We start from the raw sequence: 24,220 nt of genomic DNA, 5'->3' as shown, positions 1-24,220 counted from the left end.
CCGCCTCATTCGTCCCATGCGAGTGGGATTCGCGGGGAGAAGGCCCAGGAAGGCGCTCGTCGCGGCAAAGATGCTTCAAGCAATGGTGAGCGTTCCGGGCGTCCATGCCGACCTATCCCATTCGCCCCTTTTGTCCTATTGACGGGGGGTGAGGGCGAGGAATTCGGGCCGAATGACGAGAACCCTGTCCGAATGCGAGGGACACCTCATACGCTGTCACAGTTGGAGAGCCGACCACGCGGCACGAGCGGCACGATACGGTCGTGGTTCCCCGGCGAGCGCGACCATTGACAGGTGGAGGTCCGGTGGCGGACGTGCACCCAGAGCATGCGCAGCTGCAAGCTGATCGGATCTATCTGGGCTGGCAGTACGCGATGCTGTATCCAGAGCCCGGCCCGCCGCCCAAGCGCCCCTCGCCCGAGGACGTCCCCGAGGAGGCCGCGGAGGTCGACCCCAACTGGGTGCGCCGCGAGCGCCTCAAGGAGGACCTGCTCAACCGTCCCATGAAGATCGTCGGCGTCTTCATGCTCGTCCTCGCGATCCTCATGGTCATCCTCGGCGTCACCGAGACCATGGACTGGACGTTCGTGACCGCCGGGCTCGTCGTCACCTGCGGCGTCGCGGCGATCTGCTGGTACGCCGTCCACCAGGGCGAGCGCGCGCTGCGCTCCCGCATCAGGGAGCAGGAGGCCCGCGCCGACGACCGGCGCAGGCGCCGCGAGCGCGAGCTCCACACCGCCCAGGAGCAGCACGCCGAGCGCTACCGCGCGTGGGCCGCCAAGAAGGAGCAGCACGACCGGCAGCTCACCTGGTACGCCGTCGCGGTCCCCGACGAGATCGACCGCATCGACGTCGCCGGCGGCACCCTGCCCGGCTGGTCGGCCCTCATCACGCTGCTCGGCGCCACCCGGCTGTACAGCGGCGGCCACCTCACCGTCCTGGACCTGTCCGAGGGCGCCATCGCCAAGGACCTCATCGAGTTGGCCCGGCGCGGCGGCGACGACCCGCTGGTGTGGGTGCTGCCCACCGACCTGCCGCGGCTCGACCTCGGCGCCACGCTGCCGCCCGAGGCGTTCGCCGACGTCCTCGCGCACGTCGTCAGCGTCAGCGAGGAGCACCGCACCACCCGCGACCTGAGCTTCGACAACGCGATCCTGGAGCGGGTGCTCGAAGTCCTCGGCGAGAACGCCACGATCAACCAGGTCACCGCAGCCCTGCGCGCGCTCGCCCAGGTCGGCGACCCGCGCGACGACCTGCGGTACGGCCTGCTCACCGCCACCCAGCTCGAACGCATCGGCACCCTGTTCGGCCGGGGCGTCACCGACCGCGTCGTCATCGAACGCGCCTGGGCCCTTGAGTCCCAGCTCCGCAAGCTGGAGACCCTGGGCTCGGAGGCGGTGCGGCTGCCGCCCGCGCGGCTGCGCGTGGTGTCGATGGACCGCCAGGCCGGGGTCTTCGGCAACCGCGTCCTCGGCACGTACGTCGCGACCGCGCTCACGCACATCCTGCGCCAGTCCCCGGCCTCCGAGCGGCCCTGGTACCACACGATCATCGTCGCGGGCGCGGACAAGCTGCGCGGCGACGTCCTGGACCGGCTCATGGACGCCTGCGAGACCTCCCAGACCGGCCTCGTGCTCACCTACCGCTCGCTCACCCCGACCGTCCGGGAACGCCTCGGCCGGGGCCACGCCGCCGTCGCGTTCATGCGGCTCGGCAACGCCGAGGACGCCCGGGTGGCCAGCGAGCACATGGGCACCGAGCATCGCCTGGAACTGGCCCAGCTCACCGAGACCATCAGCCCGGCCGTGGACGGTCTCAACGGCTCCTACACCTCCACCGTCGGCGACGGCGCGGGCCGAGGCGGCGCCGAGGACCACGAGAAGGCCGAGGGCGATCTCAAGGAGAGCATCACCGAGTCCACCGAGTGGGGGCGCAGCGCCAGGAAGGCCCTCGGCGAGGAGCGCGTGATGCACCGCAGCCGCGAGTTCCTGGTCGAGCCGCACCAACTGCAGCAGCTCCCCACCACATCGGTGATCGTCACCCACGCCACGGCCGAGGGACGCCAGGTACGGCTCGCCGACGCCAACCCTGCCATCCTCACCTTCCCCAAGACCACATTGGGGGAGTTCGAGGAGGTACGCCGGGTCCTGATGCCGCCCGAGCGGCCCGAGCCGGACTCCGAGGAGGACCTGTTCGCCCCCAATCTGGGCCCGCCGCCCGAGCGCCTGGACTGGAGGAGAACGCATTGAACAGGTAATCCCCTGGCAAACGTCGGTGGCATAAGGGATTTGGGCTTGATATGCAGGCAAGCGTGTCCTCCGCAGCGCCCAGCGCGCCGTTCCCGCTGAGCGGTCCGTGGTACCGCATCCAAGCGATCACCGCGCCCTCGCGCAGTTCGTCCGCCGAGTGGGACTTCGTCACCGTCCTGCCCGCCGTGCTCTCCGCCGCCCAGCGCAACCGGCCCTTCGTCATCGGCTGGTTGTCCCGGGGATCCGGCGCGCCGCTCGAGCTGATCACCAACGCCGGTCCGCTCACGCCGCCGCGCCCGCCTCGCCGCGCCTCCACCGCCACCGTCGAGGGGCCGCCGCAGGGGCCGCAGCCGTTGCTGTTCCCCGGCGGCGCGCGCGGCGTCGAGATCGGCGACGACTGGCTGGCCGACCTCGCCGACCTGACCTGGACGCCCTGCCCCGGCCGTCAGGCGCCGCCGCTCAGCGGGCGCAGGGAGCCCGGCCCCGACGACCTGCTGCGGCCCACCCTGTTCGAGTCGACGCTGGTCACGCTGATGTCCCGCCCGTTCGCCTGGCTGGTCGTGGCCGAGCCCACCGACCTGCTCGACGCCGAGGTCGCCCACCTGCGCACCCAGCTCAACGTGCTGCGCCAGTACGGCGACGCCTCCGAGCGCAGCCGGTACGACGCCGAGCGGGCCGAGCGGCGCATGCAGGAGCTCGACGCCTTCCGCGAGGCGGGGCTGTGGAACGTCCGCGTCCTGGCCGGCGCGGCGGGCCCCGACGAGCTGCGGCAGATCGCGCCCGTGCTGGTCGGCTCGGTCGAGATGAGCCATCACCCCTACCGGCTGCGCAGCGCCCTGTCGCTGCCGATCCTCGCCGGGTTCGGGCGCTCCACCACCGTCGAGCCGGTGTACGGCTTCGCCGAGGTGCTCGGCGTCACCCTGCAGGACCCCTCCGACGGCGCCGCCGCTCCCTTCGCCGCGACCGCGGGAGCGCTCGCCGCCCTCGCCGGGCTGCCCCGCCGCGAGGTACCGGGCGTCCGCGTCCTCGACGCCGGGTTCTTCGACGTGACCAGCGAGGCCGACGTCCGCAGCACCGGCGAGCCCGTCCTCGACCTCGGCGCGATCATCGACGGGCAGGACCGCGCGGTCGGCTCGTTCCGCGTGCCGCTGGCCACGCTCAACCGGCACGCCTTCGTCACCGGCGCCACCGGCTCGGGCAAGTCGCAGACCGTCCGCCACCTGCTGGAACAGCTCACCGAGGCCGGCATCCCGTGGCTCGCGATCGAGCCCGCCAAGTCGGAGTACGCCGCGATGGCCGGGCGCGTCGGCCACCTCGCGCCGCTGACGGTGATCAACCCGTCCGCGCCGGACAACGTGCCGTTCAGCGTCAACCCCCTGGCCCCCGAGCCCGGCTACCCGGTGCAGGCGCACATCGACATGGTCAGGGCCCTGTTCATGGCGGCCTTCGACGCCGAGGAACCGTTCCCGCAGATCATGTCGCTGGCGCTCCAGCGGGTGTACGAGGCCAACGGGTGGGACGTCGTCACCGGCGGCGGCATCCCCGGCGCGGCCGTCCAGCCGGCCGTGCCCACGCTGGCCCAGTTACAGACCCACGCCCTGGAGGTGATCCAGGAGATCGGGTACGGCAACGAGGTGCAGGCCGACGTCGAGGGCTTCATCAGCCTGCGGCTGCGAAGCCTGCGGGTCGGCTCGGCGGGGCGGTTCTTCGAGGGCGGCCACCCCGCCGACATCGGGGGCCTGTTACAACGCAACGTCGTCTTCGCCATCGAGGACGTCGCCAACGACGAGGACAAGGCGTTCCTCATGGGCACGCTGATCATCCGCATCGTCGAGCACCTGCGGATGCGCGCCCGCCAAGAGAAGGCCAAGGGACTCCAGCATGTCATCGTGATCGAGGAGGCCCACCGGCTGCTGCGCGACCGCGGCTCCCAGCGGGCCGCCACCCACGCCGTCGAGCTGCTCGCCGGGATGCTCGCCGAGATCCGCGCCTACGGCGAGGGCATCGTCGTCGCCGAGCAGATCCCCACCAAGCTCATCGCCGACGTCGTGAAGAACACCGCGCTCAAGGTCGTCCACCGCCTGCCCGCCGAGGACGACCGCAGGCTCGTCGGAGCCGCCATCAACCTGAGCGAGGAACAGTCCCGCCAGGTCGTCTCCCTGCAGCCCGGCATCGCCGCCGTCTTCGCCGACGGCATGGACCGCCCGCTGCGCATCCAGGTGCCCCTCGGCGAGGACCGCGAGCACACCCTGCTCAGCCCCACCCCGCCGATCCGCGGACGCCGCTCGGCCGCGTGCGGGCACGAGTGCGTCGAGGGCAAGGCGTGCACGCTGTTCGAGCTGCGCGAGGCCGACCTGCTCGCCGACGCCCCCGAGTGGGCGTGGCTGCGCATCTGGACCGACACCGTGGTGCTCGCCTTCTGCGCCAACCGGTCCCTGCCCGGCGTGCCGCGCGTGCTCGCCGACACCTGGGCCGAGCTGCCGCCGCGCCGCCGCGAATGCCTGCTCGCCACGCTCGTCGAACGCGCCGTGGCCGCCCGGGCGTGGTCGCTGCGCACCTTCTACGACCCCGCGCTGCTCACGGTGAAGGCCGCCGAGGTCGCCGCGGCGCTGCTCACCCCCTCGCCGGGCACGCGGCCGCCCACAGGGGAGCGCATGGGCGCCGCGTGGGTGATCCCGCAGGTCCGCTGGCTGCACGAGGTCGACCGGCTGTTCCCGTACGGGCACCAGGCGCCGAACCCGGGCAGCCCGGCCCCGGCCATGGAGTACGCCCTGTTCGGCGCCGACCCCGCCGGTCGTCCGTCCCCGCGTCCCGCCGGAAACGGCCAGACCTCCCCGGACGGCGCCCCGGCCCGCACCGAGCTGCTCGGCCACCGCGCCAAGGCACTGCGCCACCACCCGCTGTCGATGGAGATCGAACGCAACCGCACGCTCGCCTGGCGGGTGCTGCTCGGCGACGACGAGCACGAGGGCATCGAGAAGGACTACGGCACCGTCGCCCTCGGTGTCGAGCCCCGCGACCGGATGCGCCACATCGCCCAGACGATGGGCGCGGCCTGGCTGGAGACCGTCCTGTCCTGGCCCGACCGGTTCGTCATGACGTTCGAGGAAGGCGCGGACAAGGACGCGAAGCTCTCCTTCACCGACTGACCCGAACCCACCGAGCGGAGCGAGGCCATAGGCTCGTTCGGGGCCGCCTAAAGCGCGCCCCGAACCGCCGTGCCGGAGGCGCGGCCATGAACACGGCTTGGGTTGAGTGTTCATCGGGCGGGCCGCACTAGGATCTCGGGCATGACCCAGCTACCGCTGCGGGCTCAGCTCGCGACCGCCCTCGGGCGTACGGCTGCCACCCTGTCCCGGGTGACCGGGCGTGGCGACGGATCGGTGATCGGTGGGCGCGTCGGGCTGATGCTTGAGCCGGACCTGCTGCGCAAGCTGGCCGCCGACCGTAAGCTCGTGCTGGTCAGCGCCACCAACGGCAAGACGACGACCACCCGGTTGATCACCTCGGCCCTGCAGGAGATCGGGGAGGTCGCCACCAACGCGTTCGGCGCCAACATGCCCGCCGGCCACGTCTCCGCGCTCTCCCAGGCCAAGCAGGCGCCGCTGGCGGTCCTGGAGGTCGACGAGAAGTACCTCCCCGAGGTCCTCGACACGACCGGCGCCTCCGTCGTCTGCCTGATGAACCTCAGCCGCGACCAGATGGACCGCGCGGCCGAGATCTGGCTGCTGGCCCAGAAATGGCAGCGCGCGCTCACCGGCACCGACACGCACGTCATCGCCAACTGCGACGACCCGCTGGTCGCCTGGGGCGCCTCGACCGCCGCCCGGGTGACGTGGGTGTCGTGCGGGCAGCCCTGGAAGGAAGACTCCTGGTGCTGCCCCCGCTGCGGCGGCCCGCTCGACCGCAAGGGCGACGACTGGGCGTGCCGCGAGTGCTCCTTCCGCCGCCCCGAGCCCGCGTGGGTGCTGGACGAGGACGCGGTGATCGACCCCCGGCGGCAGCGCTGGGTGCTCGACCTGCAACTGCCCGGCCGGGCCAACCGCGCCAACGCCGCCATCGCCCTGGCCACCGCCGAGGCCTTCGGCCTGCCCGTCGAGCGGGCGCTGCCCCGGTTGCGCGAGGTCCGTTCGGTGGCCGGCCGCTACACCACCGTCGAGCGGGACGGGCGGTCGCTGCGGCTGCTGCTCGCCAAGAACCCCGCCGGGTGGCTGGAGGCGTTCGAGGTCTCCGATCCCGGGCTGCCCATCATCCTGTCGGTGAACGCCCAGGGGCCCGACGGCCGTGACACCTCGTGGCTGTGGGACGTCGACTACCGCATCCTGCGCGGCCGCCCGGTGTACGTCACCGGCGAGCGGCGGCTCGACCTGGCGCTGCGGCTGCACGTCGCCGAGGTGCCCTTCCAGCTCTGCGAGACGTTCGACGACGCCGTGGTCCGCCAGGCGCCCGGCAACATCGACGTGATCGCCAACTACACAGCGTTCCAGCAGATTCGAGCGGAGTTCGGCCGTGCCGTCTGACAGCGCCCTGCGCCTCGTGTGGATCTACCCCGACCTGCTCAGCACGTACGGCGACCAGGGTAACGTCCTGATCCTCGAACAGCGTGCCCGCAAGCGGGGCATCCCGGTCGAGACGATCTACGTCCGCTCGGCCGACCCGGTGCCCGACTCGGGGGACATCTACCTCATCGGCGGCGGTGAGGACCGCCCGCAGATCCTCGCCGCCGAGCGCCTGCGCCGCGACGGCGGGCTCGCCCGGGCCATCGACCGCGGGGCGTCCCTGCTGGCCGTCTGCGCGGGCTACCAGATCATGGGCTCGGTGTTCGGCGGGGAGGAAGGCCAGCCGGTGGCGGGCATCGGCCTGCTCGACATCCAGAGCTCCCGTGGCCCCGCCCGCGCCGTGGGCGAGCTGGCCGCCGAGGTCGACACCGGCCTCGGCGGGCACATGCTCACCGGCTTCGAGAATCACATGGGCGTGACGCGGCTCGGGCCCGGCGTGCGTCCCCTGTCACGCACCGTGGTCGGCACGGGCAATGGCGACGGCACCGAGGGCTGCCACGCCGGCAAGATCGTCGGCACCTACCTGCACGGGCCGGCGCTGGCCCGTAACCCCTGGCTCGCCGACGTGTTCCTGGGCTGGACGGTGGGGCGTCTCGCGCCGATCGAGGACGCCTGGTACGACCGGCTCCGTGACGAGCGCCTGAAGGCCGTCCTGCCCCACTGACGTCCGTCCGGGCCGCCTAGGCCGTCCGGGCCGCCGGGCCGCCGGGCCGTCCGTGTCGCCGTGTCGCGGGGATGGCCCGGGTTCGGGCGGCGTTCACGGCCCGGCTCGGCCGGTCGTCTGGGTGGAGCCGGCCGGTCAGTAGACCAGGGCCTGGACGCCCTCGCCGAGCGCCTCCTCCACGAACGTCGGGGCGCCGGCGATGCGCACGCCCTCGATCAGGTCCTCCTGTTTGATGCCGCGTCGGGCCGCGCACTGCGTGCACACCGTCACCGTGCCCCCGGCGAGCACCGCGTCCAGCAGGTCGGTCAGGGGGACGGCCTCCGGAAGGGTGAACTCCTTCGCCCGCCCGGGGAGGCCGTACCACGCCGACTCGCCGGTGAGCCACAGGGAGACGGGCACGCCGCTCGCGAGCGCGGCGGCGGCCACCGTGAAAGCCTGGTTGCAACGCTCGGGGGCATCAGAACCGGCCGTCACTTTTATCACCATTGATCGTGCCATGATCTGAGCCTATGCGGCGCGGACGGCGATCCACCAGGCTCAATGCCGTGCCGGTGTCGGCGGCACGGGTTTCGTCCCAGGCATTTAGGCTCATGTGCCATGGAGTCCCAGTCACTGCAACCCGACCTGCATCCGGACCTTGAGCCGATCGCCTTCCTCCTCGGCAGGTGGGAGGGCGCCGGCGTCGGCGGCTACCCGACGATCGAAAGCTTCCGGTTCGGGCAGGAGATCACGTTCGAGCACAACGGCAAGCCGTTCCTGAGCTACGTCAGCAAGACGTGGCTGCTCGACGACGAGGGCACGATGGTGCGCCCGCTCGCCACCGAGTCGGGGTTCTGGCGGGCGCGGCCGGAACGCCAGCTCGAAGTGCTGCTGTCCCACCCGACCGGCATCGTCGAGATCTACATCGGCGAGGTCGTGTTCCACAAGATCGAGCTGCGTACGGACGTCGTCGCCCGCGTCGAGAGCGCCAAGGAGTACACGGCGGGCCACCGGCTCTACGGCCTGGTCAGCGGCAACCTGATGTACGCCTACGACATGGCCGCCGAAGGCCACCCGCTGACGTCACACCTGTCCGCGGAACTCAAAAAGGTCGGCTGACCTGGAAGCCGACCCGGAAACAGAAAGAACCCCGGGCGTGCTCCGTCTCATGGAGAGACGGGCCGGCTGGACCAAGGGGGAAGGGGAAATCCTCTGCCCCCGCCGGCTGCCCGGGGTTCCGGTGTCTGCGTTGAATTCGCCGGACGCCGCCAGTGCCCCGAGGGGGGCACGACGTCTGGACGGAAGGTCCGGACTCGGCGATGTCCTAGCGGACAGCCACCTCGCTAGCCCAATAATGATCAACCATTGTTTGGACCACCTCCCTTCTGCGTGCTTGGAAGGCTATGCGAGCCCTCTCGCGCAGGCAAGCGATTAATCCCGCCCCCACCTACACTCCCGCCACTCCGTCCCACCCCTGAGATCTCGCGAGGGATCTCGCCGCGAGGCCGATGCTCGTAGACTCGGACCCATGACCGGGAGCCGGCAGCCATCACGAACCTCGACGTCATCGACGCCCTCCGCGCCGGAGGCGGCGTCGACGTCGCCAGGGCCGTCCACGTGGCACGAGGAGCTCCGCGCCCGCGGTTACCGGGTCACCCCGCAGCGGCAGCTCGTGCTGGAGGCGGTGACCAAGCTCGGCCACGCCACCCCTGAGGACATCTGCGCCGAGGTCCAGGAGACCGCCAGGGGCGTCAACATCTCGACCGTCTACCGCACGCTCGAACTGCTCGAACAGCTCGGCATGGTCACCCACACCCACCTCGGCCACGGCGCCCCCACCTACCACCTCGCCAGCGAGGCCGACCACGTCCACCTGGTCTGCCGCGGCTGCGGCGAGATCACCGAGGTCAGCCCCGACCTGGTAGGCGGCCTGGTCTCGACCCTGGACGAAGAACTCGGCTTCGAAACCGACGTCCAACACCTGACCATCTTCGGCCGCTGCCAAAACTGCCGCCCCTGACCGCCTCGTCTGTACGCGTGCCGGGATGCATTGGAAGGGACCCTCTGGCTGATGGAGGCCGATGAAAGCCTGGATCAACCGGATACTGAGGGAAGCGGCCGGCGGTTGTCGTTCATCGGCACCCTGAACTCCGGGGCCGGCGATCTGGCGGAACGCCATGAAGAAATCCTTCGCGAGGGGTTGAATCGTCCAGTGTGACGCTCCTCCTTGATATGGGCCCCTTGGTTGGGCCCCTCTGGGGAGTGGGAACCGGGGTGGGGGCAATAGCCTTGAGGCATGCGAAGTCCTCTGCTGGACAGGTCGGGTGCGGTGGCCGCCGAGGCGCCCGACGAGACCGTGGCCGCGCACTACGGGGAGCCGTACGCCGAGCAGCGTGCGCTGGCGGCCGGGCGGGCCGTGGTCGATCGGAGCGACCGTGAGGTCATCAGGATCACGGGGGCCGATCGGCTGAAATGGCTGAACGACCTCAGCTCGCAGAAGCTCGACACGCTCGCGCCCGGGGTTCCCGCGCAGACGTTGTTCCTGGACGCGCAGGGCCGGGTTGAGCATCATCTGACGCTCGTGGACGATGGCACGTCCGTGTGGGGGCATGTCGAGCCGGGGGCGTCCGCCGCGCTGATCGCCTACCTGGAGAAGATGCGCTTCATGCTGCGCGTCGAGGTCGGTGACGAGACCTCCGCGTACGCCGTGGTGACCGTCGCGCCCCCGCGCCCCGCCGGCTCCGCGGACGAGCCCGCGACGGTCCCGGTTCCGGAGGGGGCCATCGCGATCGGCGGAGATCTGCTGGTGCCGCGGGAGCGGCTGGCGGGCCTTCCCGAGGAACTCGGGCTGCGGCCGGCCGGGTTGTGGGCGTACGAGGCGCTGCGGGTGGAGGCTCACCTGCCGCGGGCCGGGTTCGAGACCGATCACAAGGCCATCCCGCACGAGGTCGGCTGGATCGGCGCGGCCGTCCACCTCACCAAGGGCTGCTACCGGGGGCAGGAGACGGTCGCCCGGGTGCACAATCTCGGTCACCCGCCGCGTCGCCTGGTGTTCCTGCACCTGGACGGCAGCGTCGACATCCTGCCGCCGCACGGCGCGCCCGTCACGCTCGGCGCGGGGACGACGGCGGAGGGGGACGTGGAGGACGGCGCGCGGCCGGGACAGATCGGCTTCGTCGGCACCTCGGCCCGCCACCACGAGCTCGGCCCGATCGCCCTCGCCGTGGTGAAGCGGACCGTCCCGGTGGACGCCGTGCTGCTGGCGGGCGGGGTCACGGCGTCGCAGGAGGTCATCGTGCCGCCGGACGCCGGCCGTAACGTGACGATCGACCCGGCCCTGCGCCGTCGAATCCGCTGACCCACCGCCCGGCGACACTCGGCGAACACCCGTCCGGCCGTCCGCGCCTGGTCGGCCGATCGATGACCGGGGGCGGAAGGCCGTCGGAGGCCGCCGGGCACTGTCAGATGTCGATGACCAAGGTGATCGGGCCGTCGTTGACGAGGTGGACCTTCATGTCCGCGCCGAAGACGCCGGTCTCGACGCGCGCGCCGAGCTTCCGCAACTCGTCGATCACGGCGTCGACCAGCGGCTCGGCCACGGGGCCCGGCGCCGCCGCCTGCCAGGTGGGGCGCCGGCCCTTCCTGGCGTCGCCGTAGAGCGTGAACTGGCTGACGACCAGCAGCGGCGCGCCGATGTCCGAGCACGACTTCTCGCCGGACAGGATGCGCAGCCCCCACAGCTTGGCGGCCAGGCGCGCGGCCTCGCCGGGGCCGTCGTCGTGGGTCACGCCCACCAGGACGAGCAGACCGGGCTCGTCGATCGCCCCCACCGTCCGCCCGTCGACCACCACCGACGCGGACGTCACCCGCTGAACCACCGCACGCATGGTCCTTGATTCTCCCATCCCTGGAGAGTCCCGGCGGCCCGGCGGGCGTCCGTAAACTCGGGGGCGAAAGGAGAGAAAACTTGTCCTTCGAGCCTTTGGTCGTTGAAGTCGTCCGTTCTGGATTTGTGGAGTCCGTCCACCATGCGTGGGTGTTCGCGGTGGACGCCGAGGGATCGCCGGTCGCCGTTCACGGCGACGTCGCCGCGGCCGCCTCGCCCCGGTCCTCGATGAAGCCCCTGCAGGTGCTCGGCATGCTCCGCGCGGGCCTCGGTCTCGAGGACGAGCTGCTGGCCCTGGCCTGCGCCAGCCACTCGGGCGAGGACTTCCACGTCGCGGGGGTCTCCAAGATCCTCCTGGGCGCCGGGCTCGACAAGAGCGCGCTGCTGTGCCCCGAAGACCTTCCTGGCGACACCGTGACCGCGCACCGGGTGCTCCGCGCGGGCGGCGGACCCGCCCGCGTCACCATGAACTGCTCCGGCAAGCACGCCGCCATGCTCGCCACGTGCGTGATCAACGAGTGGCCGACCGGCGACTACCTCCACCCCGCCCATCCCCTCCAGCGGAGGATCCGCGCCACCGTCGAGGAGCTGACCGGCGAGCGCGTCGCCGCGACCGGCGTGGACGGTTGCGGCGCGCCGCTGTTCTTCGCGTCCATGGCCGGGGTCGCCCGCGCGTTCCGCGCGTTCACCCTCGCCGCGCCCGGCACCCACGAGCGGCGCGTCGCGGACGCCATGCGCGCCCACCCGGTGTGGACGTCCGGGACGTCCCGGCCCGAGGCCGCGCTGATGCGGGCGGTCCCCGGGCTGATGCTCAAGGCGGGCGCCGAGGCGTTCGACGCCTTCGCCTACGAGGACGGCCGCGCGGCCACCGTCAAGATCGTGGACGGTGGCCAGCGGGCGCGCGTCCCGGTGACGGTCGCCGCGCTGCGGGCGCTCGGCCTCGGGGTGGACTCCGCCGAGCTGGACGCCCTCGCCAGCCCGCCGCAGTACGGCGGCGGCCGCCCGGTCGGCGAGGTCCGCGTCCGCGGGGAGGTCCGCCTGCGCGGCGAAGTCTGAGGCCGCGGGACGTCCGGCGTGAGCGGCCGGTGATCAGATCGAGCGGCGGAACGGGCGGGAGGCCGAGATCGCGCCCGAGGTGGTCAGGGTGAAGGTGCGCATCGAGTCGGCGAACTTGGACAGGTCCCACTCGGCGGGGCCCTGGTACCAGTACAGGTGGTCGACGCGCCGCCCGTCGCCGTCGATCGAGGAGACCACACGCGCCCACCGGTCCACGTTGTCGAAGACCACGGCGTAGGGCAGGTAGCGCGAGAACAGCTCGATCCGCTGCGCGGGGGGAACGTCGCCGATCTCGCCCGCCGCGAGGTAGTCGCGGAAGCCGAGCGTGTGGGCCAGGGCCGTGGAGCCGCGTACGGTCTTGGCCGGCATGTACTGCCCGCCCACCGACAGCGCCGCACCGGCGATGATCACGGCCAGCCCGAGCAGGCCGTACGTCGTGAACCAGGCGAGCAGGACGGTGGCCAGCACCCCCACGCCGACGACGATCACTCCGAGCGTGGTCCAGCGGGTGCGGACGGAGTCGGGGCGCCGCGCGAACCAGCCCTGGGCGACGACGTCGCGGTACAGCGCGTCGCGCACCTTGCCGAGCCCCGAGGCGAACGAGCCGTGCAGGTGCGACAGCAGGATGGCGTCGCGCCCGTCGAAGATCGCCTGGTGCAGCGCCCGCTCGTAGTCGAGCAGCTCGCCCAGGGGGGCCTCCGGCACCTTGACCAGCAGCCAGTCGGGGGCGTCGTACGCGCCGCGCGGTTGCTCGTCGATGCGGATGTACCCGCGCACGGCCAGGTCGACGATGCTGGCGGTCACGTCCACCACGTCGGCCTGCTCGTCGATCAGCGTGCCGATCTGCCCCGGGCGGACGCCGTCGGGCGGGGCGAACCGGCCGTCGCGCAGCGGGGTGACCACGCCGCCGGACTCGCTGTCGATGATGCGCGCGTCCCTGCCCCGCGTGCGGTACAGCAGCGCGAGGCCGCCGAGCAGCAGCACCAGCAGCCCGGCGAGGGCGCCGCCGGTGACGGGGCTGAGCGTGAACGCCCCGGCGAGCTCGAAGCGCCGTTCCAGGATGGGCGCGCCGCGGCTCGTCCCCTTGGGGAAGCCGGCGACGATGGTGAAGGCCTGTCCGGCGCCGAGGTTCTGCTGCTGGAACTCGGCGCTGCCGCCGGTCTCGTCGAGCATGGCGGCCGAGGTGCAGCCGGTGGCCGAGGTGATGTCCCCGGCGAAGCAGGAGAGGTTCGTCATGGGGGCCGGGCCGGACAGCGTGACGACGGCGTCCTTGACGGGGGCCGACCAGCCGTTGACGACGTACCAGCGCAGTTCCTCGGTGCCGTCGCTGAGCGGGGTGACGGCGCCCGCCACGTCGTACTCGATCGTGGCCTTGCCGGAGCCCTTCAATGTGATGGTGTCGCCGGACAGGGCGCCGTCGCCCGTGAAGCCGGTGACGCGGTAGATCCGGTCGTTGGCGTCGTCGTGGCGGGTGCGGGTGAGCAGCGTGCGCCGGACCTGTCCCGTATAGGAGATCTGCTCCTTGACGTGCAGCGCGCCGTCGGGGCGCAGCTCCACGGTGACGTCCGTTCTGTTCACGCTGTCCGCCTCGGCGTGGGCCGGGGCGGCGGCGAGGACGCTCAGCGCGATCAGGATCGCGGGCGCGAGCGTCAGCCGACGGGCGAGATCAACCATGGCGTGTGAGCCTAGCGGTCCCCGCCGTCCCAGGAGGGGCGCATCACCGGTCGAATGCCCACGAACGGGACAGTCCGGACGGGGTCAGCGGCTCACCAAGGCCCGTACGGGCCGCTGTTGCCGCCCTTGCCGATGTCCTTGACGGCGGGCTTCACGTCGGCCAGGTAGATGCCCGAGCCGATGACCGAGGCGATCGTGAAGATGCTCAGCACCGAGAGGTACTGCACGGCCGCGGCGAACGAGAACAGGGTGGCGAAGCCGAGGATCAGCAGCCAGAGCTGCTTGCTGAGCTTGCCCGCGACCGCGAACGCGCGGGCGGGCGTCCTGATCGCGTGCACCATGGCCCAAACGCACATGACGAACGCCGCGATGGCGAGCAGCCAGAATATGAGATTCAGGACGCCGTGTACTCCGAACATCGCCTCTCCCAGGTGTCATGCGTTCGGCCAGGTTCAGCCTAGCCCCGGACAGGAAGGCGCTCGAACGGGCCTCGACGATCATCGTGACCTCATCTGAACGCGGCGGCGCGGGGGTTCGACGCCGAGCCGTCCCCTGGGACAACGCACGCGGCCCGCCCCGGGTTCCGGGACGGGCCGCGCCCGCATCGTCACGACCGCTCCCGCGACGGTGTCAGCGCTTGGCGGCGGTGGCGCGGGCGCCGGTCTTGCGGGCCTGCGGACGGCCGGCGGCCGTGGGCTGGGCGCTGGAGGCGACCTCTTCGAGCTCCAGCGCGGCCTCGCCGGTCACCCGGCTGACGACCTTACGGCCGCGGTTGGCGAACTCGTCGTACAGCTCGGCGGCCTTGGCGCCGAGGGTGTCGGCGTACTCGCGGGCCTTGCCGGGGAGGTCGCGGGCCACGGCCTCGGCCTTGACCTGGACGTTCCCGGCGTACCTGCGCGCCATGGTCGGCAGATCGCGAGCGACCTCGCCGACCTCGGCCCGGCGGGACTGCAGGCGCTGGAACTGCCCGGGCAGCTCGCGCAGCTTCTCCATCGCGAAGTCGCCCGCGCCGGCGACGGCGTAGAACGGCTTGGACTCGGCGAGCTTCTTGACCTCGTCGTTAATAGGCATGGGTTAACCTTCCTTGGGTTCCGGTTGAATGCGGCCGTTCGGCGAGGAGGTCGCACCCTCCTGCGTGGGAACCGCGTCGACCACATGAGGCTCCGACCCTGCCCGAGTGTCTTCGTCGGGCTGCTCGGCCTGGGTCGGGGCCTCGGCGCGGTTCTCCTTGCGGAACGACTCGTAGATGTCGATCAGCACCTGACGTTGCCGTTCGGTGAGGCCGCGGTCGGCCCGGATCGCGGCGAGCACGTCGCTGTCGGGCTCGCGGTCTTCGATGAGCCCCGCCTGCACGTACAGCGCCTGCGACGAGATGCGCAGGCCCTTGGCGATCTGGTTGAGGATCTCCGCGCTCGGCTTGCGCAGCCCCCGCTCGATCTGGCTCAGGTACGGGTTCGAGACCCCCGCCTGAGTGGCGAGCTGGCGCAGGGAGATCTTCGCCTGCTTCCGCTGATCGCGGATGTACTCGCCGATCGAGCCGACCTTCGGTAGTTCCATGACTTCAGTCTGCATCATGCTGCTTGCAGTTGCAAACTCATCGGCTAACACCAGCAAGCGCCGTGTCGGCGGGCCGAACGGAAGGCGGGCGGGTCAGCCCGGGTAGATCCAGAGGAGCGGGGCGGAGGCCGACAGCAGGACCGAGAACGCGATCAGGCTGTACCGGAAGCGCCTCGGCAGCTCGGCACCCGGCTTGATCAGGCGGTTCACCCGGGCCATCACCTGCTCGCCCCCCGCCCCGAGCGCGCCGTCCGGCGCGGGGACGGACCCCGCCGTGCCGAACCGCAGCAGCGCGGTCGCCAGGCGGCGCGGCGAGCAGTAGCGGCGGGCGCGGTCGTCGGCGGCCATCTCGACCAGCAGGGCGACCGCGGAGTGCGCGTCGCGCACGACGCGCAGCCAGGGGAGCATCGAGTTGAGCGCGGTGAACGGCAGCAGCACCAGGTCGTGCCGCTCGCGCGCGTGGGCCACCTCGTGGGCCAGCACGGCGGTCAGCTCGTCCGGGTGCAGCAGCGACAGCGTGCCCACGCTCACCACGACCTCCGAGCGCAGGCCGGGCAGGCAGTACGCCGCCGCGCGCGGGTGGTCGACCACGCGCACGCCGGGCACGCCCGGGTCGTCACGGGCGATCAGGGACAGCAGCACGCGGTGGCGCCTGCGGGCGCGCAGCGTCAGCGCCCCGGCCGTGAGCAGCACCGAGATCAGCACCGCCAGCAGCGTCAGGCCGGCCACGAGGGCGGCGACGCGGGGAAGGTCGTACGGCTGGAGCAGGCCGAACCCCATGCCGAACGAGATCGCCGAGTCGGCGAAGGCGTGCAGGCCGTACACGACGCCGGCGCCGTACGGCTCCAGCGCGTACGCGAGCATCGCGCCGACGGTGGCCAGGCCCCAGGTGACGCCGAGGGACTGCCACAGCAGGATGGCGGCGCGCGGAGCCCGCCACGGCCACCGCGCCGACGTGAGTCGCCACGCACCGACAACGCACGCGATGGCGAGCGCGGTCAGGACAGCGGCTGTGATCACTCTTCTTCCAGCTCCGTGAGTGCTTTACGCAGGATTTCGGCCTCGGAGCCAGAGACCGTCTGGGCGAAGCGCGTGAGCGCGGCCGAGCGGTCCCCGGTCATGTCGAGAGCTTCCAGCATAAGCTCCGCGACGTACGCGTCACGGCTTGCGGCCGGTTCGTAACGCCAGGCGCGGCCGTCACGGGTGCGGGTCAGGAAGTTTTTCCGGGTCAATCGGTCGAGAACGGTCATCACCGTGGTCGGGGCGAGATCCCGATCGGCGATGAGACGGCCGACCTCTCTGGCGGTCAGAGGGCCTTCGTGGGCCCAGAGGATGTCCATGATGCTGCGTTCAAGCTCGCCGAGACCCTTCACGCAGTTCAGCCTACCTTGAGTAGTACTACGTCGCGTAGAGGCTACGTGTGTCGTCCGTACCGGCCGCGATGACCTTGAGCAGGTGGGCCACCACGGCGGACATCGCGTCGCGGGCCGGGGCGAGGTACTTGCGCGGGTCCACGTGGGCCTGGAGGGATTCGCGGACGGCGCCGGTGAAGGCGACGTTGAGCGCCGTGCCGATGTTGATCTTCACCATGCCGCTGAGGACGGCCTGGCGGAGCTCGTCGTCGGGGACGCCGGAGGAGCCGTGCAGGACCAGAGGGACGGGAAGGGCGGCGCGCAGTTCCCAGATGAGCGCGTGGTCGAGGGTGGCGGTCCTGTCGGTCATGGCGTGGGAACTGCCGACGGCGACGGCCAGGGCGTCCACGCCGGTGGCGGCCACGAAGGCCGTGGCCTCACCGGGGTCGGTCCGCGCGCCGTGGGCGTGAGCGCCGTCCTTGCCGCCGACCTCGCCGAGCTCGGCCTCCAGCCAGAGGCCGTGCGCGTGCGCCCAGGCGGCGGCCTCGGCGGTGCGGGCCACGTTCTCCGCGTAGTCGTGGTGGGAGCCGTCGTACATGACCGAGCCGAAGCCGTGGTCGGCCGCCTGGTGGAGCAGGCCGACGTCGGTGACGTGGTCCAGGTGGAGGCCGACCGGGGCGGAGGAGTTCTCGGCGAGCGCGGCGGTGGCGGCGGCGATGGGACCGAGGCGGCCATGGTGGAACTTGACCGCGTTCTCGCTGATCTGGCAGATGACCGCGGTGTCGGCTGCTTCCGCGCCCGCGATGATGGCCTCGGCGTGTTCCAGGGTGATCACGTTGAAGGCGGCGACGCCGCGGCCGAAGGTCACGAGGTCGGCGGTTCTCACCAGGGGCATGGGACTTCCTTCACGATCACGTGCTGCTTGAGTCGGTGGTAGGTGGCCAGGTCGACCTCGCCGGCGACGGGCGTGACGACCGCCGAGGCCGAAAGGGCCACGGCGTCGGCCAGGGCGGCGGGCCATGGGACGTCGTCGCGGAGCGCCACGGCCAGGGCGGCCGCCGCCGCGTCGCCGGCGCCGGTCGGGTTGCCGCGCAGGACCTCCGGCGGCGCGGCCTCCCAGCACCCCGCGGGGGTGCGGGCGAGCATGCCCGCAGGCCCGCGTGAGACGACCAGGGTCACGGCGCGGGGGTCGAGCGCCGCCTCCGCGAGCTCGCCGGCGTTCGGTTTGACGAGGTCGGGACGGGCCGCCGAGCCCAAGCGCAGAGCCGGTCCGCTGCTGTCCAGGAGCACCTTCGCCCCTGCCTCGCGGGCCAGCCGGGTGAGTACGGCGTAGGCATCGTCCGGCAGCCCTCGGGGAAGGCTGCCCGACAGGACGACGACCCTGGCCCGGGATGCGTGGGCGGCGAAACGCGCCTGGAAGTCGTGCCACTCGCCGGGGGTCACGGCCGGCCCGGGCTCGGAGAAGACCGTGGCGTCGGTGTCGGTGACCGTCACCACCCGGCGGGTGTCGCCGTCGATCGGGACGAAGTCGTGGGGCACGGCGGCGCCCGCCAGCTCCCGCGAGACCATCGCGCCGGTCGGCCCCCCGCACAACCCGGTGGCGAGCGCCCGCCGGCCGAGCGTCGTGAGGACGCGGGCCACGTTGACGCCCTTGCCGCCGCCCCGGGAGCGCACGGCCCGGATCCGGTGAGTTGTGTGGCGGGTGAGGGCCGGGACCTCGTAGGTGACGTCGAGGGCGAGGTTGAGCGTGACGGTGAGGATCATCCCGGCCGGTGCCGATCAGGCCAGGATGACCGAGCGGGTCAGGTTGCGAGGCTCGTCCGGATTGAGCCCCTTGCGCTCGGCCAGCGCGACCGCCAGCCGCTGCGCCCGGATCAGGTCCGCGACGGGGTCGAGGGCCGATACGGAGACGACTGCTCCGGTCCGCTCCACGTCGGCGGCCAGCCCGGCGGGCGGCTCTCCGAAGAACCAGGTGACGCTGTTCTCGTCCGTCACGCTGATCGGCCCGTGCCGGTACTCCATCGCCGGGTACGACTCGGTCCACGATCCGGACGCCTCGCGCACCTTCAGCGCCGCCTCGTTCGCGAGCCCGTTGGTCCACCCCGCGCCGAGGAACGTGAACTGCGCGCGCTCGGCGGCGCCGGACGGCAGCGGCGCGTCCAGGGCCGCGGCGGCCTGGGCGACCAGATCGGCGGGCAGCAGCGACGGCTCGTCGAGCGCCAGATGGGCGCGCAGCAGGGTCAGGGCGGTGGTCGCGAACCGCGTCTGCACGACCGACACCTCGTCGGCGAACTCCAGGCCGACGAGCACGTCCGTCACCTGCGAGATCGGCGTGGACGGATCGCCGGTCAGTGCGACGGTCGGCGCCGAGCAAGCCTTCAGCAGCGACAGGACCTCGGTCGTGGTGCCGGAGCGGCAGATCGCCACCACCCGGTCGTACGCGCGCCGGTGCGGAAACTCGGAGGCCGCGAACGCGTCGGTCTCGCCCAGCCCGGCGGACTCGCGCAACCCCGCGTAGGCCTGGGCGATGAACAGGGACGTCCCGCAGCCGACGACCGCGACCCGCTCTCCCGCCGAGGGCAGCCCCGAGACGTCACCCGCCAGCTCGATCGCCCGCTCCCAGCAGGACGGCTGGCTGGCGATCTCGTCCGATACGAACGTCATCTCACGCTCCTTGTGCACAAACATGCTCGATCTGTGCCCTGAACGTACAAGAATGCTCAGTCGTCGGCAAGGATCGCGCACGTGATCCTTCTGGTCGGAGGTCGGCGCTGGTCAGCGCCCTCCACCCCCGCGTCGCCCGCACGATCAGGCGGCGCGCGGGTCTCACCTCGGGCTGCCGCCGATGATTTTTTCAGCCCGCAAAGCCGTGAATACGAGCGTTAATGTGCAATCTCGGGCTCTTGACATGACCACTTCTGCTCGATTTACTCCGGGGAACGCCGACTACGAGCTTCGGTGTCAGAGGTACGCCTAGCCGGTAAGTGGCCCCGCCATCAGCCCGGCCTGAGTCGCCAGGACCGCACGTCAGCGCGCTCCGAGGCGGGGACGTACCCATTACCGTCTGGAGCGCGAGAATGATCGCCAGTCGTATCCGCATCCGCACATGTCTCAACGCGGCCGCCGTCCTCGCGGCGGCGCTCCTCGCCCCCCTGCTCGCGACCCCCGCCGCCTCGGCGGCCACCGTCACCCTGCCCCCGGCGCACGCCGGGTTCGACTACCAGATCGGCGGCGCCTACACCCCGCCCGCCGGAGTCACGGTCGTCAGCCGCGACCGCACGGCCAGTCCCGCCGCCGGGCTGTACAACATCTGCTACGTCAACGCCTTCCAGGTTCAGCCGGGCGAGCAGGGGACGTGGGACTCCGACCTGCTCCTGCGCGACGCCAACGGCAACGTCGTCATCGACCCGGGATGGGGGGAGGCGCTGCTGGACCTGCGTACCGACGCCAAGCGGCAGCGGATCGCCGCCAAGGTGAACGGCTGGATCGACGGCTGCAAGAGCAAGGGGTTCCAGGCGGTGGAGCCCGACAACTACGACAGCTACAGCCGTTCCAAGAATCTGCTGACGACGGCGAACGCCCAGGCGTACATCAAACTGCTCTCCGCGCACGCACATGGCCAGGGCCTGGCGATAGCCCAGAAGAACACCGTGGAACTGGCCGGCTCACGCGTGGCGAACGGCCTCGACTTCGCGGTCGCCGAGGAGTGCGGCTACTACAAGGAGTGCGGTGACTACACCTCGGCGTTCGGCAACAACGTCATCGTGATCGAGTACAACGCGACGGGCCTGTCGAGGGCCTGCTCCGGGTGGGGCTCCACGCTGAGCATCGTCCGCCGCGACTTGGACGTCTCTCCCATCGGCAGTGGCGGTTACGTCCGCCGTACCTGCTGAGCACCTGCCGGTCAGGGCCGCCCTCCGGACGGCCCTGACCGCGCCGGCGATGGCGGGTGGCGTGCCACACTCACCGGCCACGGCATCGCCACCCGCCGAGCCGGAACCGGCTCTCCGTGTCTTATCTGTTCTTGGAGTAAAGATGGGTGCAGTCCATCCCAACGCCTCACTTCCTTCGCGGCGCGGCGTCCTGCGCGGCGGAGCACTCGCGCTCGCCGCGCTCGCCGGCGCGTCGCTGTCCGGGTGCGCCTCCGACGCCGGCGTCGACGCGGGCGGACCGGTCACGATCGAGCTCTGGCACGGGCAGGCCGATACCGGCCGCAAGGCCATCGAACGGCTGGTGAAGGACTTCGAGCGCACCCATCCCGGCATCCGGATCGACACGAGCGGGGGAGTGATCGCCGACGCGATGCTGCAGAAGGTCACGGCCGCGCTCGCCGCCGGCTCCTACCCCGACATCGCCTACATCTTCGGGTCGGACCTCGCCAATGTGGCACGCAGTCCCCAGGTGGTGGACCTGACCGACCTGGTGAACTCCGGTCCCACGCCATGGACGGACTACTGGGCGCCCGCGCGGGAGGCCGTCACCGTCAAGGGCCGGGTCAAGGCGGTTCCCGCCCTGCTCGACTCGCTCGCCGTGGTATGCAACAAGAAGCTGTTCCGCGCGGCCGGAGTCCCGCTGCCCAAGGCGGGCTGGACGTGGCAGGAGTTCACGGACACGGCCAAGCGGCTGACTAACGCGGGCGGCGGCATCTTCGGCACCGGCTGGCCGGGGGCGGGCGACGAGGACACGGTGTGGCGGCTGTGGCCGCTGATCTGGGACCTCGGCGGCGACGTGGTCACCGCGGACGGACGCGAGGTCGGGTTCGCGGCCACGGGTGAGCGGGCACTGGGAGTGGTGCAGACGCTCGCCCACGACAAGAGCGTCTACATCGACCCCAAGCCGGCCGGCGAGCAGATGTACCAGGTGTTCCTCTCCGGCCGGATGGCGATGGTCGTCACCGGTCCCTGGGAGCTCCCGGACATCGCCGACGCCAAGATCGACTATCACGTGGTGCCGCTGCCGAGCTTCAGCGGTCGGCCGATCACGATCTCGGGGCCCGACACCTGGACGGTGTTCGACAACGGCGAGGCGCGGGTACGCGCGGCCGGCACCTTCCTGACCTGGCTGACGCAGCCCGAGCAGGACGTGCGGTGGGACGTGGACGCGGGCAGCCTGCCGCTGAGCAAGCGGACCGAGAACCTGCCCGCCTGGCGCGAGAAGACCGCAGGCACCGAAGGGCTGGCGGTGTTCACCAAGACACTGGAGACGGCGCGCGTGCGGCCCAACCACCCCGGCTACCCGCAGATCTCCAGCGCGCTCGCCCAGGCCATCGTCGCCGTGCTCCTCGGCAAGAGCACCCCCGCGGAGGCTCTGCGTGACTGCGTGGGCAAGGCCAACACCGCCCTGCGCATCCCGCGCTGAGCATGCCGAGGAGCCCCCATGCCTAGTCTGCCCACGCCGATCACCATCGCCGACGGTGCCAAGGAACGGTCCATCCCGCGCCGGTCGACCGGGCCCTGGTACACCCGGCGCCGCCAGGAGGCCACGACCGCCTGGGCGTTCATCTCTCCCGCCGTCCTGATCATCATCGGGCTCAGCGTCGTGCCCGTGGTGTGGTCGCTGCTGCTGTCCTTCCAGGCCGACGACCTGGTCACGCCGAGCGTCTGGGTCGGGCTGGACAACTACCGGGCCCTGGCCGAGGATCCGAACTTCGGCCAGGCCGTGCGCAACACCCTGCTGTACACCGCGATGTACGTCCCGCTCAGCATGGGCCTCGGGCTGGCGCTCGCCCTCGTGCTGAACCGGCCTGTCAAGCTGGTCGGGTTGTACCGGACATTGATCTTCGTGCCGTTCGTCATCTCGCCGACGGCTCAGGGCACGTTGTTCTCGTTCATCCTCGACCCGGAGTTCGGCGCGGCCAACTCGGTGCTGCACGCCCTCGGCGTCTCCCCCCAGGGGTTTCTCACCGACCCAGCCCAGGCCCTGCTCGTCCTGGTGGGAATCACTTTGTGGAGCGGCACGGGTTTCTGCGTGGTCGTGTACCTCGCGGCCCTGCAGGACGTGTCGCCGTCCCTGATCGAGGCGGCGCGGCTCGACGGGGCCGGCCGGGTGCGCCTGCTGCGCCACATCACCCTGCCCACACTCGCGCCGGTCAGCGTGTTCCTGGTGCTGTGGCAGACCATCAACGCCCTGCAGGTCTTCGATCTGGTGTACGTGACGACCAAGGGAGGGCCGCTCGGCGCCACCACCGTGATCGTCTACTTCATCTGGGAGCAGGCGTTCAAGAACTTCTCCGCCGGATACGGTGCCGCGGCGGCCTACGTGCTGGCGCTGGCCCTGCTCGTGATCGGCGTCGGCCTGCGGGTGGTCCGCGGCCGTGAGCGCCGCCGCATCGAAGGAGCGACATCTTGATCACGACGGCAGGCGTGTCCGAGCGCCGCACTCACCGCCGGACGGCGCCGGCCCCCGGGCCCCGGCGGGGCGGCGTCAGGCTGCCGTTCAGCGCCTGGCACCTCCTTCTCGCCCCGCTCGCGCTGGCATTCGCGATTCCGCTGATCTGGTTGCTGCTCAGCTCCGTCATGAGCGACGCGGAGATCAACCGTTTCCCTCCCGCGCTCTGGCCTTCCGGCATCGACCTCGGCGGATACCAGTACGTGCTGAGCAACGCGGGGTTCCCCCGATGGTTCGCCAACTCGCTGATCGTCTCGGTCACCGCCGTCGTGGCCAACCTGGTGTTCGGCGCGCTCGGAGGCTACGCGTTCGCCCGTATGCGGTTCGCTGGCTCTCGTGTGCTCCTGGTGCTGATCCTGGCCACGATGGTGATCCCCTTCCAGCTCACCATGATTCCGACGTTCCTGGTCATGAAGCGCCTCGGGCTGATCGACACGCTGGGCGCGCTGATCATCCCCTCGCTGGTCACGCCGTTCGCCGTCTTCCTGTTGCGGCAGTTCTTCCTCTCCCTGCCGAGGGAGCTGGAGGAGGCCGCCTGGATCGACGGCTGCTCGCGGCTGCGGGTGCTGGTCCGCGTGGTGTTGCCGCTGTCACGCCCCGCGCTGAGCACGGTCGCGGTCCTGACGTTCCTGGCCACCTGGAACGACCTGACCTGGCCGCTGATCGCCATCAACCACGACACCCAGTACACCCTCCAGCTGGGACTGGCGACCTTCCAGGGCAGGCACCACACGAAGTGGGCCGCCGTCATGGCGGGCAATGTGATCACGGTGGTGCCGGTGCTGCTCGCCTTCCTCGGCGCGCAGAAGTCGTTCATCCAGTCCATCACCTCCAGCGGCCTCAAGGGCTGACCCCGG

24 protein-coding genes are annotated in these 24,220 nt (G+C 71.4%); 13 read left to right on the top strand and 11 right to left on the bottom strand.

The features are described from left to right. Positions 1-314: 314 nt before the first annotated feature. From AB0H21_RS35785 to AB0H21_RS35770, 4 genes are all read left to right on the top strand, one after another. Positions 315-2,249 (top strand): hypothetical protein, encoded by a 1,935-nt coding sequence (locus AB0H21_RS35785; RefSeq protein WP_358525767.1) that lies wholly within the window; start codon positions 315-317, stop codon positions 2,247-2,249. Between the two features lie 62 nt (positions 2,250-2,311). Continuing rightward, positions 2,312-5,398: an ATP-binding protein gene (locus AB0H21_RS35780; protein WP_358525766.1), complete on the top strand. Its 3,087-nt coding sequence runs from the start codon at positions 2,312-2,314 to the stop codon at positions 5,396-5,398. Between the two features lie 141 nt (positions 5,399-5,539). Further along, positions 5,540-6,769: a MurT ligase domain-containing protein gene (locus AB0H21_RS35775; RefSeq protein WP_358525765.1), complete on the top strand. Its 1,230-nt coding sequence runs from the start codon at positions 5,540-5,542 to the stop codon at positions 6,767-6,769. Further along, a complete protein-coding gene (locus tag AB0H21_RS35770) occupies positions 6,759-7,472 on the top strand; it encodes a glutamine amidotransferase (RefSeq protein ID WP_358525763.1) in 714 nt (237 codons plus the stop codon). The genes AB0H21_RS35775 and AB0H21_RS35770 overlap by 11 nt, the downstream gene beginning before the upstream one ends. A 135-nt stretch (positions 7,473-7,607) precedes the next feature. On the opposite strand, the gene AB0H21_RS35765 is transcribed toward AB0H21_RS35770, so the two are convergent. After that, the gene (locus tag AB0H21_RS35765) at positions 7,608-7,970 is read right to left on the bottom strand and encodes a DsrE family protein (protein ID WP_358525761.1); all 363 of its coding nucleotides are present in this window, start codon (positions 7,968-7,970) and stop codon (positions 7,608-7,610) included. Between the two features lie 99 nt (positions 7,971-8,069). Between AB0H21_RS35765 and AB0H21_RS35760 the strand changes: the two genes are divergently transcribed. The 4 genes from AB0H21_RS35760 to AB0H21_RS35745 all read left to right on the top strand — a co-directional run bounded on the left by AB0H21_RS35760 (position 8,070) and on the right by AB0H21_RS35745 (position 10,809). Further along, positions 8,070-8,570, top strand: coding sequence for an FABP family protein (locus tag AB0H21_RS35760; RefSeq protein WP_358525759.1), 501 nt, complete (start codon positions 8,070-8,072; stop codon positions 8,568-8,570). 409 nt (positions 8,571-8,979) lie between these two features. After that, complete coding sequence (locus AB0H21_RS35755) at positions 8,980-9,471, top strand: Fur family transcriptional regulator (protein WP_358525757.1); 492 nt, start codon at positions 8,980-8,982, stop codon at positions 9,469-9,471. A 51-nt stretch (positions 9,472-9,522) separates the two neighbouring features. After that, positions 9,523-9,669 carry a hypothetical protein gene (locus tag AB0H21_RS35750; protein ID WP_358525755.1) on the top strand — a complete coding sequence of 49 codons (147 nt, stop codon included), beginning with the start codon at positions 9,523-9,525 and terminating at the stop codon, positions 9,667-9,669. 78 nt (positions 9,670-9,747) lie between these two features. Further along, positions 9,748-10,809 (top strand): folate-binding protein, encoded by a 1,062-nt coding sequence (locus AB0H21_RS35745; RefSeq protein WP_358525754.1) that lies wholly within the window; start codon positions 9,748-9,750, stop codon positions 10,807-10,809. A 103-nt stretch (positions 10,810-10,912) separates the two neighbouring features. On the opposite strand, the gene dtd is transcribed toward AB0H21_RS35745, so the two are convergent. Further along, the gene (dtd, locus tag AB0H21_RS35740; protein ID WP_358525752.1) at positions 10,913-11,338 is read right to left on the bottom strand and encodes a D-aminoacyl-tRNA deacylase; all 426 of its coding nucleotides are present in this window, start codon (positions 11,336-11,338) and stop codon (positions 10,913-10,915) included. An 80-nt stretch (positions 11,339-11,418) separates the two neighbouring features. Between dtd and AB0H21_RS35735 the strand changes: the two genes are divergently transcribed. Next, the gene (locus AB0H21_RS35735) at positions 11,419-12,393 is read left to right on the top strand and encodes an asparaginase (protein WP_358525750.1); all 975 of its coding nucleotides are present in this window, start codon (positions 11,419-11,421) and stop codon (positions 12,391-12,393) included. Positions 12,394-12,426: 33 nt separating this feature from the next. Here the strand turns inward: AB0H21_RS35735 and AB0H21_RS35730 are convergent, their stop codons facing one another. The 9 genes from AB0H21_RS35730 to AB0H21_RS35690 form a co-directional block, all read right to left on the bottom strand. Next, positions 12,427-14,067 (bottom strand): DUF2207 domain-containing protein, encoded by a 1,641-nt coding sequence (locus AB0H21_RS35730; RefSeq protein WP_358525748.1) that lies wholly within the window; start codon positions 14,065-14,067, stop codon positions 12,427-12,429. Positions 14,068-14,159: 92 nt separating this feature from the next. Next, a complete protein-coding gene (locus AB0H21_RS35725) occupies positions 14,160-14,486 on the bottom strand; it encodes a DUF2516 family protein (protein WP_358525746.1) in 327 nt (108 codons plus the stop codon). 211 nt (positions 14,487-14,697) lie between these two features. Next, positions 14,698-15,138, bottom strand: coding sequence for a hypothetical protein (locus tag AB0H21_RS35720; protein WP_358525745.1), 441 nt, complete (start codon positions 15,136-15,138; stop codon positions 14,698-14,700). A gap of 3 nt (positions 15,139-15,141) precedes the next feature. Beyond that, positions 15,142-15,624, bottom strand: coding sequence for a helix-turn-helix transcriptional regulator (locus tag AB0H21_RS35715; protein ID WP_358525743.1), 483 nt, complete (start codon positions 15,622-15,624; stop codon positions 15,142-15,144). Between the two features lie 93 nt (positions 15,625-15,717). Continuing rightward, complete coding sequence (locus AB0H21_RS35710) at positions 15,718-16,644, bottom strand: M56 family metallopeptidase (protein ID WP_358525741.1); 927 nt, start codon at positions 16,642-16,644, stop codon at positions 15,718-15,720. Further along, entirely contained in the window at positions 16,641-16,997 is a 357-nt protein-coding gene (locus AB0H21_RS35705) for a BlaI/MecI/CopY family transcriptional regulator (protein WP_358525740.1), read from the bottom strand. The genes AB0H21_RS35710 and AB0H21_RS35705 overlap by 4 nt, the downstream gene beginning before the upstream one ends. 25 nt (positions 16,998-17,022) lie before the next feature. Beyond that, positions 17,023-17,871 carry a class II fructose-bisphosphate aldolase gene (locus tag AB0H21_RS35700; RefSeq protein ID WP_358525738.1) on the bottom strand — a complete coding sequence of 283 codons (849 nt, stop codon included), beginning with the start codon at positions 17,869-17,871 and terminating at the stop codon, positions 17,023-17,025. Further along, on the bottom strand, positions 17,859-18,740 hold the full coding sequence (locus AB0H21_RS35695) for a PfkB family carbohydrate kinase (RefSeq protein WP_358525736.1): 882 nt from the start codon (positions 18,738-18,740) through the stop codon (positions 17,859-17,861). The genes AB0H21_RS35700 and AB0H21_RS35695 overlap by 13 nt, the downstream gene beginning before the upstream one ends. A 15-nt stretch (positions 18,741-18,755) precedes the next feature. Next, the gene (locus AB0H21_RS35690; protein WP_358525734.1) at positions 18,756-19,640 is read right to left on the bottom strand and encodes a sugar isomerase; all 885 of its coding nucleotides are present in this window, start codon (positions 19,638-19,640) and stop codon (positions 18,756-18,758) included. A gap of 413 nt (positions 19,641-20,053) precedes the next feature. On the opposite strand from AB0H21_RS35690, the gene AB0H21_RS35685 reads away from it, so the two are divergent. From AB0H21_RS35685 to AB0H21_RS35670, 4 genes are all read left to right on the top strand, one after another. Beyond that, positions 20,054-20,869 carry an endo alpha-1,4 polygalactosaminidase gene (locus tag AB0H21_RS35685; RefSeq protein WP_358525732.1) on the top strand — a complete coding sequence of 272 codons (816 nt, stop codon included), beginning with the start codon at positions 20,054-20,056 and terminating at the stop codon, positions 20,867-20,869. 142 nt (positions 20,870-21,011) lie between these two features. Then, positions 21,012-22,334 carry an ABC transporter substrate-binding protein gene (locus AB0H21_RS35680; protein WP_358525731.1) on the top strand — a complete coding sequence of 441 codons (1,323 nt, stop codon included), beginning with the start codon at positions 21,012-21,014 and terminating at the stop codon, positions 22,332-22,334. Positions 22,335-22,352: 18 nt separating this feature from the next. Beyond that, on the top strand, positions 22,353-23,324 hold the full coding sequence (locus AB0H21_RS35675) for a sugar ABC transporter permease (protein ID WP_358525729.1): 972 nt from the start codon (positions 22,353-22,355) through the stop codon (positions 23,322-23,324). Further along, on the top strand, positions 23,321-24,214 hold the full coding sequence (locus AB0H21_RS35670) for a carbohydrate ABC transporter permease (protein ID WP_358525727.1): 894 nt from the start codon (positions 23,321-23,323) through the stop codon (positions 24,212-24,214). The genes AB0H21_RS35675 and AB0H21_RS35670 overlap by 4 nt, the downstream gene beginning before the upstream one ends. The last annotated feature ends 6 nt before the right edge of the window (positions 24,215-24,220 follow it).

The organism is Sphaerisporangium sp. NPDC051011 (assembly GCF_040653595.1).
GTDB lineage: Bacteria > Actinomycetota > Actinomycetes > Streptosporangiales > Streptosporangiaceae > Sphaerisporangium.
This window is presented reverse-complemented; position numbering and strand designations above follow the sequence as displayed.